This is a genomic window from Mycolicibacterium boenickei (assembly GCF_010731295.1).
GTDB classification, from domain to species: domain Bacteria; phylum Actinomycetota; class Actinomycetes; order Mycobacteriales; family Mycobacteriaceae; genus Mycobacterium; species Mycobacterium boenickei.
Window position 1 is genome coordinate 5829242 of record NZ_AP022579.1, and the last position, 16438, is coordinate 5845679.

17 protein-coding genes are annotated in these 16438 nt (G+C 67.5%); 5 read left to right on the forward strand and 12 right to left on the reverse strand.

Going from position 1 to position 16438, the window contains the following annotated elements:
* Positions 1-11 precede the first annotated feature (11 nt).
* A complete protein-coding gene (locus G6N57_RS27880) occupies positions 12-527 on the forward strand; it encodes an NUDIX hydrolase (protein ID WP_077743589.1) in 516 nt (171 codons plus the stop codon).
* On the opposite strand, the gene manB is transcribed toward G6N57_RS27880, so the two are convergent.
* The 3 genes from manB to rfbD are packed head-to-tail and all read right to left on the reverse strand — an operon-like array spanning position 524 to position 3376.
* Positions 524-1603, reverse strand: coding sequence for a mannose-1-phosphate guanylyltransferase ManB (gene manB / locus G6N57_RS27885; RefSeq protein WP_077743495.1), 1080 nt, complete (start codon positions 1601-1603; stop codon positions 524-526). The genes G6N57_RS27880 and manB overlap by 4 nt on opposite strands.
* A 1-nt stretch (position 1604) precedes the next feature.
* Positions 1605-2495 carry a glycosyltransferase family 2 protein gene (locus G6N57_RS27890; RefSeq protein WP_077743494.1) on the reverse strand — a complete coding sequence of 297 codons (891 nt, stop codon included), beginning with the start codon at positions 2493-2495 and terminating at the stop codon, positions 1605-1607.
* A complete protein-coding gene (gene rfbD / locus G6N57_RS27895) occupies positions 2492-3376 on the reverse strand; it encodes a dTDP-4-dehydrorhamnose reductase (protein ID WP_077743493.1) in 885 nt (294 codons plus the stop codon). The genes G6N57_RS27890 and rfbD overlap by 4 nt, the downstream gene beginning before the upstream one ends.
* Positions 3377-3443: 67 nt before the next feature.
* On the opposite strand from rfbD, the gene G6N57_RS27900 reads away from it, so the two are divergent.
* Both G6N57_RS27900 and G6N57_RS27905 read left to right on the forward strand, forming a co-directional pair.
* The gene (locus tag G6N57_RS27900; protein WP_097926349.1) at positions 3444-4919 is read left to right on the forward strand and encodes an LCP family protein; all 1476 of its coding nucleotides are present in this window, start codon (positions 3444-3446) and stop codon (positions 4917-4919) included.
* A 25-nt stretch (positions 4920-4944) separates the two neighbouring features.
* Entirely contained in the window at positions 4945-5649 is a 705-nt protein-coding gene (locus G6N57_RS27905) for a TIGR03089 family protein (RefSeq protein WP_077743492.1), read from the forward strand.
* 84 nt (positions 5650-5733) lie between these two features.
* Here the strand turns inward: G6N57_RS27905 and G6N57_RS27910 are convergent, their stop codons facing one another.
* Positions 5734-6903: an acyl-CoA dehydrogenase gene (locus G6N57_RS27910; protein ID WP_036440270.1), complete on the reverse strand. Its 1170-nt coding sequence runs from the start codon at positions 6901-6903 to the stop codon at positions 5734-5736.
* Positions 6904-7038: 135 nt separating this feature from the next.
* Between G6N57_RS27910 and G6N57_RS27915 the strand changes: the two genes are divergently transcribed.
* Entirely contained in the window at positions 7039-7695 is a 657-nt protein-coding gene (locus G6N57_RS27915) for a TetR/AcrR family transcriptional regulator (protein WP_077743491.1), read from the forward strand.
* A 1-nt stretch (position 7696) separates the two neighbouring features.
* Here G6N57_RS27915 and purE read toward each other — a convergent pair whose 3' ends face one another.
* Positions 7697-8176: a 5-(carboxyamino)imidazole ribonucleotide mutase gene (gene purE / locus G6N57_RS27920; protein ID WP_077743490.1), complete on the reverse strand. Its 480-nt coding sequence runs from the start codon at positions 8174-8176 to the stop codon at positions 7697-7699.
* Between the two features lie 37 nt (positions 8177-8213).
* Positions 8214-9374, reverse strand: coding sequence for a 5-(carboxyamino)imidazole ribonucleotide synthase (locus G6N57_RS27925; RefSeq protein ID WP_234815820.1), 1161 nt, complete (start codon positions 9372-9374; stop codon positions 8214-8216).
* A 159-nt stretch (positions 9375-9533) separates the two neighbouring features.
* On the opposite strand from G6N57_RS27925, the gene G6N57_RS27930 reads away from it, so the two are divergent.
* Positions 9534-10196 (forward strand): GtrA family protein, encoded by a 663-nt coding sequence (locus G6N57_RS27930; RefSeq protein WP_077743488.1) that lies wholly within the window; start codon positions 9534-9536, stop codon positions 10194-10196.
* Here the strand turns inward: G6N57_RS27930 and G6N57_RS27935 are convergent.
* Genes G6N57_RS27935 through G6N57_RS27960 form a run of 6 tightly spaced genes read right to left on the reverse strand, consistent with a single transcriptional unit; the run spans position 10151 to position 16408 of the window.
* Positions 10151-10669, reverse strand: a complete 519-nt coding sequence (locus tag G6N57_RS27935) for a PH domain-containing protein (protein WP_077743487.1) — start codon at positions 10667-10669, stop codon at positions 10151-10153. The genes G6N57_RS27930 and G6N57_RS27935 overlap by 46 nt on opposite strands.
* A gap of 9 nt (positions 10670-10678) precedes the next feature.
* Positions 10679-11488 carry a biotin--[acetyl-CoA-carboxylase] ligase gene (locus G6N57_RS27940; RefSeq protein WP_077743486.1) on the reverse strand — a complete coding sequence of 270 codons (810 nt, stop codon included), beginning with the start codon at positions 11486-11488 and terminating at the stop codon, positions 10679-10681.
* A 31-nt stretch (positions 11489-11519) separates the two neighbouring features.
* Positions 11520-12629, reverse strand: a complete 1110-nt coding sequence (locus G6N57_RS27945; protein ID WP_077743485.1) for a 3-ketosteroid-9-alpha-monooxygenase, oxygenase component — start codon at positions 12627-12629, stop codon at positions 11520-11522.
* Positions 12626-14170, reverse strand: a complete 1545-nt coding sequence (locus G6N57_RS27950; protein ID WP_077743484.1) for an FAD-binding protein — start codon at positions 14168-14170, stop codon at positions 12626-12628. The genes G6N57_RS27945 and G6N57_RS27950 overlap by 4 nt, the downstream gene beginning before the upstream one ends.
* On the reverse strand, positions 14167-15852 hold the full coding sequence (locus G6N57_RS27955; RefSeq protein ID WP_077743483.1) for a steroid-22-oyl-CoA synthetase: 1686 nt from the start codon (positions 15850-15852) through the stop codon (positions 14167-14169). Before G6N57_RS27955 ends, G6N57_RS27950 begins: the two co-directional genes overlap by 4 nt.
* Positions 15845-16408, reverse strand: coding sequence for a nuclear transport factor 2 family protein (locus tag G6N57_RS27960; RefSeq protein ID WP_077743482.1), 564 nt, complete (start codon positions 16406-16408; stop codon positions 15845-15847). The genes G6N57_RS27955 and G6N57_RS27960 overlap by 8 nt, the downstream gene beginning before the upstream one ends.
* Between the last annotated feature and the right edge of the window lie 30 nt (positions 16409-16438).

Consider the following 16438-nt stretch of genomic DNA (forward strand, 5'->3'; position numbering starts at 1 on the left):
CCGCCGTGGAGATGCTGACGCAGTGGCAGCCAACCGATCCCGGTCAGGACACGCTGCGGCATGCGGTGCTGTCCTTTCTGGCCGCCCGCGCCGACGCCTGCCTGCGGGCGTGCGTACCCGGCCACATCACGGCCTCGGCACTGGTCGTCGACCACACCGGGACACAGACACTGCTCACCCTGCACCCGCGCTTCGGCCGCTGGCTGCAGCTCGGCGGGCACTGTGAGGAAACGGATTCCGATATTCGGGCCGCCGCACTGCGCGAGGCCACCGAAGAGTCCGGAATCGCCGGGTTGACCATCGACCCGCAACTGGCCGCACTGCACGTGCACCCGGTGACCTGCTCACTGGGGGTGCCGACCCGCCACCTCGACATGCAATTCGTGGTGCGCGCCCCTGCCGATGCCGAGATCGCCTGCAGCGACGAGTCTCTGGACCTGCGATGGTGGCCGCTCGACGCGCTGCCGGAGGGCACCGACTTCGGGTTGACCCAATTGGCGGGGACCGTTTCGCGCGTCAGCCCCTAGACGTCGGTCGAGTACCGGATACCGCCGTCGGGGATGGTGACCCCGGGCCACACCCTGGCACCGCGCAACAGTTCGCAACGGGCACCGATATCGGCTCCGTCGCCGATCACGCCGTCCCGGATCAGTGCCCGCGGACCGATGCGGGCCCCGAAGCCGACGATCGAACGTTCAATCACCGCACCGGCTTCCACGCGCACCCCGTCGAAGATCACCGCACCGTCGAGCCGTGCGCCCGCACCGATCTCGGCGCCGCGACCCACCACGCTGCCACCGATCACCAAGGCTCCGGGAGCGACGGCCGCACCTTCATGTACCAGGGACTCACCGCGCTGACCGTTGAGAGCCGGTGACGGTGCGATGCCGCGCACCAGATCGGCCGATCCGCGCACGAAATCCTCGGGTGTGCCCATATCGCGCCAGTAGGAGGTGTCGACGTATCCGCACACCTTGAGTCCGTCGGTGAGCAGGCCCGGGAACACCTCGCGTTCGACCGATACCGGCCGGCCCTTCGGAATCTGGTCGATGACATGCTTTTTGAACACATAGCAGCCGGCATTGATCTGGTCGGTGGGCGGATCCTGGGTCTTCTCCAGGAACGCCGTCACGCGGCCGTCGGCATCGGTGGGCACACAGCCGAACGCGCGCGGATCACTGACCCGCACCAGATGCAGCGTGAGGTCGGCCTGGTGGGTGTCGTGCGACTCGAGTAACGCGCTCAGGTTGGCCGCCGAGAGCACATCGCCGTTGAACACCATTGCGGTGTCGTAGCGCAGCCGGTCGGCGACGTTGGCGATGGCGCCACCCGTGCCGAGTGCCTCGGTCTCGGTGACGTATTCGATCTCGAGCCCGAGATCGGAGCCGTCGCCGAAGGCTTCCTCGAAAACCTCGGCCTTGTACGAGGTTCCCATCACCACGTGCTTGATGCCCGCTTCGGCGATGCGTGCCAGCAGATGGGTGAGGAACGGGACGCCCGCCGTCGGCAGCATCGGTTTGGGCGCCGAAAGGGTCAGCGGCCGGAGCCGGGTGCCACGGCCGCCCACGAGAACGACAGCGTCCACTTCCGCGGGATTGATCACGTCAGCGCCCTTTCACGTGCTTACGTCGAGAACTACCGACCACCAGGCCCGCACGTGCCGCCAGCGCGCCCCGAATTGTCCACCGTAACGGCGCCTGCCAGAGCGCCGGGTATCGATCGGCCAAAAAAGTGTAGGTACTGCGGTGATGGGCGGCCAAGTTGCGCGCGGGGTCCCGGCCGGTGGAATGGCCCTTGTGGTGCAGCACCTCGGCCGACGGCACGTAGATGTTCTGCCATCCGGCCCGGGCGATGCGGTCGCCGAGGTCGACGTCTTCCATATACATGAAGTAGCGCTCGTCGAATCCGCCGACGGCATCGAACGCCGCGCGGCGCATCAGCAGACAGGAACCGGACAACCAGCCGACCTCGCGCTCACTGGGCTCCTGGCGGTCCTGCCGGTACGCCGCGGTCCACGGATTCGACTTCCAGAACGGGCCGACGACGGCGTGCATGCCGCCGCGCACCAGGCTGGGCTGATGGCGAGCCGACGGATACACCGAACCGTCGGGGTCGCGGACCAACGGGCCGAGCGCCCCGGCCTGTGGCCATCGACGGGCCGCTTCGAGCAACAGATCGATCGAGCGGGGTCCCCACTGCACATCCGGGTTGGCGACGATGAAAAATTCCGGGCAGTCCGCATCCGAGATCTGTTCGGCACCGCGGTTGACCGCGCTGCCGTAACCCAGGTTGCTGCCGGTGCGCAGCAGGCGCACGTTCGCGTATCGCTTCTCGGCCTGTTCGGGGGCACCGTCGGTCGAGCCGTTGTCGGCCATGATGACCGTCACCGGCCGGTCGGTGGCCAGGGCAAGCGAGGCCAGGAAACGGTCCAGGTGTGGCCCCGGCGAGTACGTCACCGTCACCACAACGAGCGGGCGGGCCGCATCCTCAGTCACGGCGTAGAGGGTAGCGGGCCGGACGGGCTCTCTTTTCCAACCGCTGCCACCAGGGCTTCCCGCCAATCCCGCAGCGGGGTCAGTCCGGCCTCGGCCGATCGTCGCGCCGACAACACCGTGTAGGCCGGACGCGGCGCCGGCCGCCGGTGGTGGCCGCTGTCGACCGGGCGCACACGCTGCGGATCGGCACCGATGGCCGCGAAGGTCTCCCGTGCCTGGTCGAACCGGCTGGCCGGCCCGGCGTTGACGGCGTGCAGCACGCCGGGTCGCACGCCGCCGTCGGCGATCTGCAGCAGGGCCGACACCAGGTCGCCGGTGTAGGTCGGCGACCCGATCTGGTCGGCGACCACATCGACAGGGCCGTCCCCGGCCGCGAGCCGGCGCATGGTCGCCACGAAATCGGCCCCGTCGCCGCCGCGGTACACCCAGGCCGTGCGGACCACGTAAGCGTCGGGTTTGGCGGCGAGCACCGCGTGTTCTCCGGCCAGTTTGCTCTGGCCGTAGACGTTGACCGGTCCGGTCTCGTCGTCGACCTCATAGGGGGTGCGACGCTGCGCGGCCGCGCCGAAGACATAGTCGGTGGAGATGTGCACCAGGTCAGCGCCGGCATGCGCACACACCGTGGCGAGGTTGCCGGGACCGGTGGCGTTGACGGCGTAGGCCCTGTCCTGGTCGGTCTCGGCGGCATCCACCTGCGTGTATGCCGCGCAGTTGATCACCACGTCGCCGGGTTCGATGTGTTGCCGGACCGCGCCGACGTCGGTGATATCACATTCGGCAGACGTCAGGGCCAGCACATCACGACCCTCGCCACGTCCCTGATCAGCCAATACTCGCCCGACCATGCCGCCGGCCCCGGTGATCACAATCCGTTGCGCCATGTGCCCGAGTCTGGCACGCCGGTCTGCGTTACCCGGCTCACGTCGGGGCCGCAAGTAGCCTGGGCACGTGCGTATCCCCCTTCTTCGCTCCCTCGCTGTCGCTACGGCGTCAGCCGTGGTGCTCGGAACAGGGGTGGCCTGGACCCAGATCCGCTCCTTCGAGTCAGGCATCAACCACATCAGCTCAGCGGCGCTCGGTGGCGGCGGTGAGGACGGCGCCATCGACATCCTGCTGGTCGGTATGGACAGCCGTACCGATGCCCACGGCAACCCGTTGTCGCCCGAGGAGCTGGAGACGCTGCGCGCCGGAGACGACGTCTCGACCAACACCGACACCATCATCCTGGTCCGTATCCCCAACAACGGGAAGTCGGCCACCGCCATCTCCATCCCCCGCGATTCGTACGTCGAAGCGCCGGGCTGGGGAAAGATGAAGATCAACGGTGTGTTCGGCGACGTCAAGCTCGACCGGATGAAGCAGCTCGTCGAGGTCCAGGGCGAGGATCCTGCCGTCGCCGAACCCAAGGCCACCGAGGCCGCCCGCGAGGAGCTCATCCAGACGGTCGCCGGACTGACCGGCGTCACGGTCGACCACTACGCCGAAATCGGCCTCCTCGGCTTCGCGCTGATCACCGACGCCCTGGGCGGCGTCAACGTGTGCCTCAAGGATGCTGTCTACGAACCCCTTTCGGGTGCCGATTTTCCCGCCGGCTGGCAGAAGCTCAACGGCCCGCAGGCGCTGAGCTTCGTTCGCCAGCGCCACGACCTGCCGCGCGGTGACCTCGACCGGGTGACCCGCCAGCAGTCGGTGATGGCGTCGCTGGCCCATGAGGTGATCTCCAGCAGGACACTGTCCAGCCCGGGAACGCTGGGGCGGCTGCAGGACGCCGTCCAGCGCTCGGTGGTGATCTCCGACGGCTGGGACATCATGAATTTCGTCGAACAGCTGCAGAAGCTGGCGGCCGGCAGTGTGGCCTTCGCCACCATCCCGATCCTGCGTGAGGACGGCTGGAGCGACGACGGCATGCAGAGCGTGGTCCGGGTGGATCCCGACGAGGTCCACCAATGGGTGGCGAGCCTGCTGCAGGACCAGGACGCGGGCAAGACCGAGCAGCTCAGCTACTCCCCGGAGAACACCACCGTCGAGGTGGTCAACGGCACCGACATCAACGGCCTGGCCGCTGCGGTGTCACAGGTGTTGAGCAACAAGGGATTCGTGCCCGGCGCCACGGGCAATCACGACGGCGCCCCACCGGTGACCAGCCAGGTGCTGGCCGCCAAGGCCGACGACCTCGGCGCGCAGGCCGTGTCGAAGGATCTCGGCGGATTGCCGGTGAACGAGGACTCGTCGCTGCCGCCCGGCGCGGTGCGGGTGGTGCTGGCCGCGGACTACACCGGGCCGGGGTCGGACGGCAGCGATCCGTCCGCGGTGGGTCCGGCCGCCGTCGGCGACACCTACAGCGATACCGGGGAATCTGGCCCGCCACCACCGCCGTCGCCGATCCTCAATGCGGGTTCGGACGATCCCAAGTGTGTGAACTGATCGGCCTCGAGTAGAACCAAGGGCTATGAGCACAGTCAGCGCTGAGGTCCTCGATCCGTTGATGGCAGCGGACCCGGCCGGGCCGCGGATCACCTATTACGACGACGCGACCGGTGAGCGCATCGAGCTGTCGACGGTGACGATGGCCAACTGGGCCGCCAAGACCGCCAACCTGTTGCGCGACGAAATGGGGGCGGGCCCGGGCACGCGCGTGGCGGTGCTGCTGCCCGCGCACTGGCAGACCGCTGCGGTGTTGTTCGGGATCTGGTGGATCGGTGCCGAAGTGGTGCTGGACGGGGACGCCGACATGGCCCTGTGCACCCGGGACCGGCTCGACGAGGCCGACGACGCGGTGTCCGGCGGTGAGGTCGCGGTGCTCTCTCTCGACCCGTTCGGCAAGCCGGCCGCGGATCTGCCCATCGGGGTCACCGACTACGCCACGGCGGTGCGGGTGCACGGCGACCAGATCGTCCCCGAGCGCGTTCCGGGTCCGGCGCTCGCCGGGCAATCGGTGGCCGAGCTCCTCGAAGCGGCCCGGAGTGCCGCGGCCGCACAGGGTTTCACCGCCAAGGACCGAATTCTGTCGACCGCAGGCTGGGCCACCCCCGACGAACTGATCACGAATCTGATCGCGGTGTTCGCCGCAGGCGCGTCACTCGTACAGGTGGCCAATCCCGATGCGGGCGCGCAGGAGCGGCGTCGTGCGACGGAGAAGGTCACGCGCGGCTAGTTTCTCGCGCGGAAATGCCCAATGGCCAGTTATTGCACAGCTTTTCGATGAAAGCGTGCGCTAACTGGCCACTGGGCATCGGAATTACTTGAGCAGGGCGCGGCTCATGACCACGCGCTGAATCTGGTTGGTGCCCTCGTAGATCTGGGTGATCTTGGCGTCACGCATCATCCGCTCGACCGGGAAGTCGACCGTGTAGCCCGCGCCGCCGAACAGCTGCACCGCATCGGTGGTGACCTCCATGGCCACGTCGGAGGCGAAGCACTTGCTCGCGGCCGAGATGAACCCGAGGTTGGTCTCGCCGCGCTCGGCGCGCGCCGCTGCGTGGTAGACCATCAGGCGCGCGGCCTCCAGCTTCATCGCCATGTCGGCCAGCATGAACTGCACGGCCTGGAAGTCGGCGATGGCGGTGCCGAACTGCTTGCGGTCCTTGGTGTAGGCGATCGCCGCATCGAGCGCACCCTGGGCGACACCCACGGCCTGCGCACCGATCGTCGGGCGGGTGTGATCCAGCGTCGCCAGGGCGGTCTTGAAACCGGTTCCCGGCTCACCGATGATCCGGTCGCCCGGGATGCGGCAGTTCTCGAAGTACAGCTCGGTGGTCGGGCTGCCCTTGATGCCGAGCTTGCGCTCCTTGGGGCCGACGCTGAAGCCCTCGTCGTCCTTGTGCACCACGAAGGCCGAGATGCCGTTGGCGCCCTTGTCGGGATCGGTCACGGCCATCACCGTGTACCAGGTCGACTTGCCGCCGTTGGTGATCCAGCACTTGGTTCCGTTGAGGATCCAGTCATCGCCGTCCGCCTTGGCGCGGGTCCGCATCCCGGCCGCGTCCGAGCCGGCCTCACGCTCGGAGAGCGCGTAGGAGGCCATCGCCTCGCCGGAGGCCAGCGACGGCAGTACCTGCTTCTTCAGCTCATCGGAGCCACGCAGGATCAGGCCCATGGTGCCCAGCTTGTTGACCGCCGGGATCAGTGAGGCCGAGCAGTCCACCCGGGCCACTTCCTCGATCACGATGCAGGCCGCGACCGAGTCGGCACCCTGGCCGCCGTACTCCTCAGGCACGTGAATCGCGTTGAAACCCGAGGCATTCAGGGCCTGCAGGGCTTCCTCCGGGAAGCGGGCGTTCTCGTCGACATCGGCGGCGTGCGGGGCGATTTCCTTCTCCGCCAGCGCCCGGATCGCGGCCCGAAGCTCCTGGTGCTCCTCGGGCAACTGAAACAAATCGAAAGATGGGTTACCGCCCCAGCCAGCCATGATCTTCTCCCTAGCTCTCAGCTCTTGGCTCTCTTGGATCAATCGTTGCGCGGACTGCACATCGAGTGCATCGCCCTGCTACTTTTGGTACTCAGTACCATAGCATCGGCACTCAGTCCCAGGAAAGGTGCACTCATGCCCGATCTGCCAAGCACCCGGGAGCGCCTGGTGAGCGCGGCGTTCGAACTGTTCGAGGAATGTGGGTACGAGGCCACCAGCGTCGACGACATCGCGGCACGGGCGCAGGTGGGGCGCACCACCGCGTTTCGCCAGTTCGGATCGAAAGAGGCGTTGATCTTTCCCGATCACGAGGAGTTGCTGCGCCGCGCCGACGAGAGGTTGTCGGCGGCGCCCGCCGAGGCGCTTCCGGCAGAAGTCATCGCAGTCGCAACGACGTCGGTGTTCGAGAACTACCTCGCCGAGGGCGAGCGCGCCCGGACGCGGTACCGGCTCACCCGCTCGGTGCCTGCCCTACGCGACTTCGAAACGGCCGTGGTGTCGCGGTACGTCCGACTGTTCAGCAAACACCTGCGGGCCGCGCAGAGCGGGGACTGGACTGCCGGTCTTCGCGCCGAACTGTTCGCCAACGCCGTCGTCGCCGCGCACAACCATGTGCTGCGCCGATGGCTGCGCGGCGACGCGACCAACCCGCGCGCCGACCTGGCCGAAGCGCTGGCCGCGACCTGGCCGATCTACCGGGGCGGCAGCGGCCGCACCGCGGTTGTGGTGATGTCGACCGATGAACCGATCGAGTCCCTCACACCTCGCATACGCGAGCTGATCGGGGACTGACTCAGCCGTCGCCCAGCAGGCGATCGCGCAAGGCCGCGTCCTTGGCCAACACCATGGCTTCCAGATCTTCCTGGAATTTCGCCATCCGCGCCTGCAGCTCCGGATCGGACGAGCCCAGGATCCGCACCGCCAGCAGGCCCGCATTACGTGCTCCGCCAATGGAAACCGTGGCCACCGGCACCCCTGCCGGCATCTGCACGATCGACAGCAGCGAGTCCATGCCGTCGAGGCGGGCCAGCGGTACCGGGACCCCGATCACGGGAAGCGGGGTGGCAGAGGCCACCATGCCGGGCAGGTGTGCGGCTCCCCCGGCTCCAGCGATGATCACCTCGACTCCCCTGCCCGCGGCGGTTTTGGCGTAGTCGAGCATGCGTTGCGGGGTGCGGTGGGCGGAGACCACGCCGACTTCGAACGGCACCTCGAACTCGGCGAGCGCATCGGCCGCGTCGGACATCACCGACCAGTCGCTGTCGCTCCCCATGATGAGTCCGACCCTGGGGCCCGAGCCCGTCGCTTCGCTAGTCACCGTGTTCATCCCATCCGTCGGTCCACTCGCCGTGTGACAACCAGTGCGCGGCCCGCACCGCCCGCTCGCGGAGTTCGTCCATGTCCGTGCCGATGATGTTGACGTGCCCGAGTTTGCGTCCGGGCCGTTCGCCCTTGCCGTACAGGTGCACCTTCGCGTCGGGGATCCGGGCGAACAGATGGTGCATCCGCTCGTCCATCGACATCGTCGGTGTCTGCGGCGCCCCGAGCACGTTGGCCATCACCGCGGCGGGCGCGATCGCCGCGGTGTCGCCGAGCGGGTAGTCCAGCACCGCGCGCAGATGCTGCTCGAACTGGCTGGTGACCGCCCCGTCCATGGTCCAGTGCCCGGAGTTGTGCGGACGCATGGCCAACTCGTTGACCAGCAAAGTGCCGTCGACCGTCTCGAACAGCTCGACGGCCAGTACCCCGACCACGCCCAGCTCGTTGGCCACTCGCAGGCCCAGTTCCTGTGCGGCCGAACCGAGTTCGTCGGACAGGCCGGGGGCCGGGGCGTACACCTCGACGCAGATGCCGTCGCGCTGCACGGTTTCGACGACCGGCCAGGCCGCGCCCTGCCCGAACGGCGAACGGGCCACCAGCGCGGCGAGCTCGCGGCGCATCGCAACCCGTTCCTCGGCCAGCACCGCCACCCCGTCGGCCAGATATCCGGCCACGACCTCACGCGCGGAGGCCAGGTCGTCGGCCATCACCACGCCCTTGCCGTCGTAGCCGCCGCGCACGGTCTTGATCACAACCGGACCGTCGATCTGCCGCACGAACTCCTCGACGTCCGAGACCGAGGTGATCTCGGCGAAGCGCGGCACCGGCGCCCCAAGGCTGTGCAGCTTGCGACGCATGAGCAGCTTGTCCTGGGCGTGCACCAGCGCCTGCGGCGGCGGGTTGACCGTGACCCCTTCGGCGACGAGCGTCTCCAAGTGTTCGGTCGGCACGTGCTCGTGATCGAACGTCAGCACCGTCGCGCCTGCCGCGGCCTTGCGCAGGGCTGCCAGGTCGGTGTGGGAACCGATGACGACGTCGGGGGTGACCTGCGCGGCGGATTCGTCCGGCCCGGCGGAGAGCACCCGCAGGGTCTGCCCGAGCGCGATGGCCGCCTGGTGCGTCATCCGCGCGAGCTGGCCGCCGCCGATCATCGCCACCACAGGTGGCTTGTTGGGAGTTGTCGGCACGCCCTCTATGGTGTCATGCGCGAATTCATGTCCTCGCCATGACCGGCGCATTGACCTGCGGTAAAGCTCGGGCGTCCGCAGCGATGCGGCATCGGACGGCGCATTTACGTACACTGCCTAGCTGTGTCCTTCGCCGATGCGACAATCGCTCGATTGCCGCGATTCGTCCGTCCCTACGCCGAGCGCCATCACGAACTGATCAAGTTCGCGATCGTCGGTGCGACGACGTTTGTCATCGATTCGGCGATCTTCTACACCCTCAAGCTCACGGTGCTGGAGCCCAAGCCGGTCACCGCCAAGATCATCGCAGGCATCGTCGCGGTCATCGCCTCCTACATCCTGAACCGGGAATGGAGCTTCCAGAACCGCGGCGGCCGCGAGCGTCATCACGAGGCACTGCTGTTCTTCGCGTTCAGCGGTGTGGGCGTGCTGCTGTCGATGCTGCCGCTGTACTTCTCCAGTTACGTACTGGGGCTCCGGGTTCCCGAGGTCTCACTCACGGTGGAGAACATCGCAGACTTCATCTCGGCCTACATCCTGGGCAATCTGCTGCAGATGGCGTTCCGGTTCTGGGCGTTCCGCCGCTGGGTGTTCCCCGACGAGTTCGTCGACAAGCCCGATCTGGCGCTGGAATCCACGCTGACCGGCGGCGGCTTCGTCGAGGCGTTCGAGGATCATTCCGAGCGCAAGTCCGCCACCGTGACGCCGCTGCGGCGGCCGGGCCGCCGCGGCAAGGCGCGTCAGCTCGGCGACTCTTCAGAACCCAGGGTGTCGAAGACTTCGTGATACAGCAGTGAGTGCACCTGCTCCACGCGCGGAATGTCGTGGAATTCCAGGGGATCCTGCGACGCCGATTCGATGATCAGTGTGCCGGTACGCAACATGCGGTCGGTCAATCCGTGGCGGAACTCGACGCTGTTGATCCGCGCGAGCGGGATGTCGATGCCCGAGCGGGTCAGCAGGCCGTGCCGGAACATCACCCGCCGGTCGGTGATGACGAAGTGCGTGGTCCACCAGTTCAGGAACGGCCACACCGTCAGCCAGCCGATGACGATGAGCCAGATCGCCCCGGTGACGATGAACAGTACGTTCTTGGCGGTCGCCTGCCAGTCCATGGTGTTGACCACGGCAGCGACGAACGCCGCTGCCGCGGTGGTCAACAGTAGGACGAGAACCGCACCGATCAGACGCTTCCAGTGCGGATGCCGGTGCAGCACCACCTGCTCGTCGTTGGCCAGCACATTTTCCGGGTAGCCCACGGCAGCACTCTACGGCGCATCGGGCCGTAGGTGCGTGATGTCACCGGCCGACACCGTGACCCGTTCGGTCCCGGTGTCGATGATCAGCCGCCCGAGCTCATCGACGTCGACGGCCGTTCCCACCAGGGTGTTGTCCCCCGGCAGGAGCGCGCGAACCCCGCTGCCGATGGTGACGCTGCGTTCGCGGTAGTCGGCGGCCAGCTTCGGATCGGCGCTGCGCCAGCCGGCAAATCGGGCGGCCAGGTGCCGCAGCAGCGCCTCGGCCAGCGGGTTGCGGTCCACGGTGCCGGCACCGAGCTGGGACAGTGAGGTGGCGCGCGGGTCCGGCGCCTCGTCGGCGGTCATCGTCACGTTCAGGCCGAGCCCGACGACGACGACCGGCGCAGGCGATGCCACCTCGGCGAGGATTCCCGCCAGCTTTCCCCCACCGGGCCCGACCAATACGTCGTTCGGCCATTTCAGGCCGACGCGCACGCCGGTGACCTCGGCCACGGCATCGACGACGGCGACGCCGGTGGCCAGCGGCAGCCATCCCCAACTGTCCGCGGACACCCCTGCCGCGTCGACCCCGACCGACAACGCCAACTGCGAGCGGGCCGGCGCCGACCACTGCCTGCCGTGCCTGCCGCGCCCGGCGTTCTGGAATTCGGCGAGCAACACCGAGCCCGCGATCTGCTCACCGGCGGCGGCCCGGGCCAGCAGGTCGGCGTTGGTGGATCCGGTCTCGTCGACGATGTCGAGACGACGCCAGGGCTCGGTCAATCCGGCACGCAGGGCGGTGACATCGAGCGGTGGGCGGTTCGGCTGACGATCATCCATGGGCCGTCAGCTTATTCGCACCGGTAACCGATCACCGCTTGGCCAGGTTGGCCGCGACCTCCTCGTGCCACAGTTCGTTGGCGTGGGTGGTGTCGACCTCTTGCTCGAATCGCGCGGTCATGTCCGGGGCGACATCGGCGACGTCCACGTAGAACTGCTCGTACCACCGGCGATGGTGATAGACCGGGCCGTCCTCCTCGGTCAGCAGCGGGTTGTCGATGCGCGTCTTGTTCTTCCAGATCTCGACGTCTTCCATGAAGCCGTCCCCGAACGTCCGGCTCATCGTGGCGGCGAGCTTCTCGGCCTTGTCCGCGGGCAGGCCGGGATTCCGCTGGACCGCGACGCCCCACTGCAGCACGAACGAGTTGTGCGTCACCGGGTAGTGGCAGTTGATCAGGGCGATCTCGACGGTGAAATCCGGGGCAAGATCGTTGTGCAGCCAGTTGATCATGTACGCCGGGCCGAAATACGTTGCCTCCGAACGCAAGTAGGTGCCATCCCAGAGTTCTCGGGTGGCATAGTCCGGTCGCGGCTTGGACTCCATGAACTGGCTCGCGGTGTGGCCTTCGATGACGTTCTTGAAGTACGTCGGGTAGGCGTGGTGGATGTAGAAGAAGTGCGCCATGTCGACGTTGTTGTCGACGATCTCGCGGCAGTGCGACCCCTCGATCAGGATCGAATTCCATTGCCACGGTGACCAGATACCGTCTTCGTAGCCCTCGATGGTGGGCGGGATCAGCTCGTCGGTCGGAGTCGAGCCTTCCGCGTCATGCCACACCAACAGCTGACCGTTGACCTCGCAGGTGTGCCATTTGCGGGTGCGCGCCAGCCGCGGAGTGCGCTTGGCGTACGGCACCAGCTTGCATTTTCCGTCGCCACCCCAACGCCAGTCGTGGAACGGGCAGGCCAGGTTGTCGTCCTTGACCGACCCCATCGACAGGTCGCCGCCCATGTGCCTGCAGTACGAATCGAGCACGTGCAATTCGCCGGCCGAGTCGGAATAGACGACGAGCTTGGTGCCGAAGGCCTCGATGCCGTGCGGCTGCCCGTCCCGGAATGTTTCAGCGAGCCCGACGCAGTGCCAGCCGCGGGCGAACCGCGTCATCTCCGCACCGGCGTCGATTTCCCGGATGTCACTCATACCTCTCGTCCTAACATGTCTTTGACCGCCAGGTGGCTGAACAGCATGCTGGTTCCGATCGGATTTCCGCCGCCCGGATAGGCGGTGCCGCTCGGGGCGGCCATGGTGTTGCCCGCGGCATACAGACCGGCGATCACCTGACCGTCGGTGTCGAGTACCCGCGCGGCGGTATCGGTACGCAACCCGCCCTTGGTGCCCAGGTCGGAGATGCCGAACGCGGCGGCGTGGAACGGGCCCTTCTCGATCTCGACGAGTGGTGACGCACCGCCGGAGAAGGCCCGGTCGTATGCCTCGTCGCCGCGACCGAAGTCCTCGTCCGATCCGGAGGCGACGAAGCCGTTGAAGCGGGCCACGGTGGCGACCAGGTTCTCGGCTGGGACGCCGATCTTGACGGCCAGCTCTTCGAGGGTGTCGGCGGTGTGCCACAACCCGGCGTCGACATAGCGCTGCGGGTCGACCATCGAGACGTTGGTGGCCTTGACCGGAGGTACCTCCCCCTCACGATCGTCGTAGATCATCCAGTACGGCAACGTCATCGAGCCGTCGGCCAGCCGCGGCAGGATCGCGCGGCCGATGCGGTCGTAGGCCGCCGACTCGTTGACGAACCGCTGTCCGTTCTGGTCGACGAAGATGCCGCCGGTGAACCACAGCGCGAAAGCCGAGCGGCCGTCCGGGTGGGTCAGACCCGGCGACCACCAAGCCTGGTCCATCAGGTCGACGTCGGCCCCGACGGCCATCGCGGCCTGATGCGCGTGGCCCACGTTCGCCGGCGGCCCCATGGTGTCGCGGGCGACGCCCGGCACACCGTGTTCACGGCGCAGCTCGTCGTTGCCCTCGAATCCGCCTGCGGCGAGCAACACGCCGCGCCGGGCCCGGATGGCTCGGCGCTCACCGTCGGCCTCGACGATCGCGCCGGTCACGGTCCCGTCCTCGATCACCAACTCCACCAGCGGGGTGTTGAGCCGAAGCGCCGCATTCGGGTACTGCTCAATGGCTTTCAGGAACCGGGCGATCAATGCCCGGCCGCCGATGAAGTAGTCATCGGGCTGCTCGGCGCCGAGCCGGTCGGCGTCGAGCGGGCCCCGGACCAGCTCGCGCAGGTGCGGGGCCTTCTCCACCTTGAGGGGCCGGGCCGCGATGTGGCGTTGGCCGTCGGTCCGGGCCTTGGGCGCCTTGCCGAAGTAGTCGGGCCACGGCATCGGCGCGAACTTCAGATTGCCGTCGGCCTCGAGGTACTCGATCAGCCCGGCGCCGCCTCGGACATAGGTGTCCTGCAGTTCCCGCGGAGTGCGGTCGCCGACGACGGCGTGGTAGTACTCCAGCGCATCCTCGATGGTGTCGTCGGTGCCGGCCCGCTTGAGCACCGGGTTGCACGGGAACCACACCCCGCCACCACCGGAATACGCTGTGGTGCCGCCGAATTTGTCGCTGGCCTCCACCAGGATCACCGACAGGCCCTCACGGGCCGCGGTATAGGCACCGGCCACGCCGCCACCACCGGACCCGGCGATCAGGACGTCACATTCGTCGGCCCATTTCATAGGTAACGCTGCCTCCCGTACTGCGCGAACTCGGCGTCCAGCGACTGCTTGTCATCGTCGCCCATGGCCCGATACACGGGCGTTCCCCGTCCCGCCCACCGGTACACCACCTCATCGGTGTGCCAACGCTCCTTCTGCAGTTCGCGTTTGAGCACTTTGTTGGACCCGGTGACCGGCAGGTTCTTCGACACCCGCAGAAACCTCGGAATTCCCTTGGTTCCCAGGTCATCCTGGCTCGCCAGGAAGTCCACGAATGCCGCCGCGTCGAAACCATCGGGATCGGCGACCTCGATCGCGGCCATCACCTGGTCGCCCGACCGCGGATCGGGGACCGCGAACGCGCCGGCTGCCACCACCGCGGGATGGCGACGCAGGATCCGCTCGATGTTGAGCGCCGAGGTGTTCTCGCCGTCCACTCGGATCCAGTCGCCGCGCCGGCCGGCGAAGTAGATGAACCCGGCCTCGTCGAGGTAGCCGAGATCACCCGTCCAGTACCAACCGTTGCGGATGCGTTCGGCGTTGGCCTCGTCGTTCTTGTAGTAGCCCTCGAACGTCCGGGTGCCGAACTTGTCGACGATCTCGCCCACTGCGTCGTCGGGATTGACGACGCGGCCGTGCTCATCGAAAACCGCCGGCACACAGTCGTTCAGCGATTCGGGGTCAACGATCGCCACTCCCTGATGCGCAGGCCGGCCGAGCGCGCCCGGCGGCATGTCGGGGGCCAGCACCACTGCCCCGCCGCCTTCGCTGGAGCCGTAGCCCTCGAACAGTTCGGCGCCGAACCGACGACGGAATTCGTTCTGGTCATCGGGCGAGGCCTCGGTGCCGAAACCGCGCACCAATGGGTTCTCCGCATCGTCGGGTTGTTCGGGGGTGGCCATCAGGTAGCCGAGCGCCTTGCCCACGTAGGTGAAGAACGTCGCACCGAAATACCGGACGTCCGGCAGGAATCCGGATGCCGAGAACGACGGCGTCAGGCACACCGTCGCTCCGACCGCCAGCGCCGGCGCCCACAGCGCCATGATGGCGTTGCCGTGGAACAGCGGCATGCAGCAGTACTCCACGTCTTCGCGGACGTGGCCGAACTTCTCCGCGGCCGCGTAGGCGATCCGGGCCAGCCGGCCCTGGCTGCAGACAACCGCCTTGGACGCACCCGTGGTGCCCGAGGTGAACAGCAGCAAAAGCAGCGACTGGTCGTCAACCCCCGGTGCCGCCGCGATTTGTGCACGGTTTTCCGCGCTTACCGCGGACTTTCGTGCACAAATCGCGTCTTGGTACGCCGGGTCGTCAATCACCAGGATCCGGTCGAACTCCAGGCCCAGGTCCAGGCTCCGCAGCCGCTCGGCACCCGCGGTGTCGGTGACGATCAATTGGCAATCGGCATGGCGGATTTCGGCGGCCATCTCCGCGGCGCCCCGCGTCGGGTTGATGCCGACGATCGTTGCCCCGACGAGAGCAGCGCCGCCCAGCCAGAACAGGAAGTCCGGCACATTGTCCAAGAGCACGCCGATGTGAAATGGACCGTCGGCGCGCAGCGACTGGGCCAGCGCGCCGCGTGCGGCGGACTCCGAGACCACCTCGTCCCAGGTCCAGTCACGGTCGCGGGTGCGCAGGCCGAGGCGCTGATCGCCGACCCGGTCGAGCAGCAACTGGGCGATCGAGTCCCGTACCGCGTCAGGCATGAGCTTCGGCGGCCGCGCGCTTCTGGTCGATGTACTTCTGCGGCAACTCTTCCTGGCCCAGCTTGGTCACGCTGACCGGGCCGGTCTGGTAGGCGTCCTCACCGATGATCAGGCCGTCGGCGTCGATCGGCCAGTTGATGAGCTGACGGAACAGCAGCAGGTAATCGCCGTCCGGATCGTCGACCTCGACGCCGATCGCCTGGGCGGCCGCCCCCGGATAGATCATCTTCATCCAGCCTTCGGTCATCACCAGATCATCGTCGACGGCGAGGCGATCGATCTCGAAAACGAGGTGGTTGGCACCGCTGGCCACGAAGGCCTCGTAATAGGCGCGCACACCCTCGGTGGTCTTGGGGCCCATATCGGCATTGGCGTACCAGAAGTGGTAGTCCGGGTTGGGGCTCAGAGTCGCCATGAGCCGTTCCATGTCGGGCTCGGCCTCGGCCTTCATGTGTTCGAGAACGATGCTCAACACCTGACGGTGCCGCTCGTTGGTGGTGACGGCCAGGCGCTCTTCTACGGGGGCCCAGGTCTTGGTCGGGTCGATGATGGCCATATCGGCCTCCTTTGTCGCTGCGGGCTGTTG

What these genes read in the sequence shown, in the direction of transcription:
- G6N57_RS27950 (WP_077743484.1), bottom strand. Translation starts at nt 14,170, where the DNA reads ATGAAATGGGCCGACGAATGTGACGTCCTGATCGCCGGGTCCGGTGGT.
- purE (WP_077743490.1), bottom strand. Translation starts at nt 8,176, where the DNA reads ATGGGGAGCGACAGCGACTGGTCGGTGATGTCCGACGCGGCCGATGCG.
- G6N57_RS27880 (WP_077743589.1), top strand. Translation starts at nt 12, where the DNA reads ATGCTGACGCAGTGGCAGCCAACCGATCCCGGTCAGGACACGCTGCGG.
- G6N57_RS27960 (WP_077743482.1), bottom strand. Translation starts at nt 16,408, where the DNA reads ATGGCCATCATCGACCCGACCAAGACCTGGGCCCCCGTAGAAGAGCGC.
- G6N57_RS27955 (WP_077743483.1), bottom strand. Translation starts at nt 15,852, where the DNA reads ATGCCTGACGCGGTACGGGACTCGATCGCCCAGTTGCTGCTCGACCGG.
- G6N57_RS27945 (WP_077743485.1), bottom strand. Translation starts at nt 12,629, where the DNA reads ATGAGTGACATCCGGGAAATCGACGCCGGTGCGGAGATGACGCGGTTC.
- G6N57_RS27915 (WP_077743491.1), top strand. Translation starts at nt 7,039, where the DNA reads ATGCCCGATCTGCCAAGCACCCGGGAGCGCCTGGTGAGCGCGGCGTTC.
- G6N57_RS27925 (WP_234815820.1), bottom strand. Translation starts at nt 9,374, where the DNA reads ATGATCGGCGGCGGCCAGCTCGCGCGGATGACGCACCAGGCGGCCATC.
- G6N57_RS27905 (WP_077743492.1), top strand. Translation starts at nt 4,945, where the DNA reads ATGAGCACAGTCAGCGCTGAGGTCCTCGATCCGTTGATGGCAGCGGAC.
- G6N57_RS27910 (WP_036440270.1), bottom strand. Translation starts at nt 6,903, where the DNA reads ATGGCTGGCTGGGGCGGTAACCCATCTTTCGATTTGTTTCAGTTGCCC.
- G6N57_RS27940 (WP_077743486.1), bottom strand. Translation starts at nt 11,488, where the DNA reads ATGGATGATCGTCAGCCGAACCGCCCACCGCTCGATGTCACCGCCCTG.
- rfbD (WP_077743493.1), bottom strand. Translation starts at nt 3,376, where the DNA reads ATGGCGCAACGGATTGTGATCACCGGGGCCGGCGGCATGGTCGGGCGA.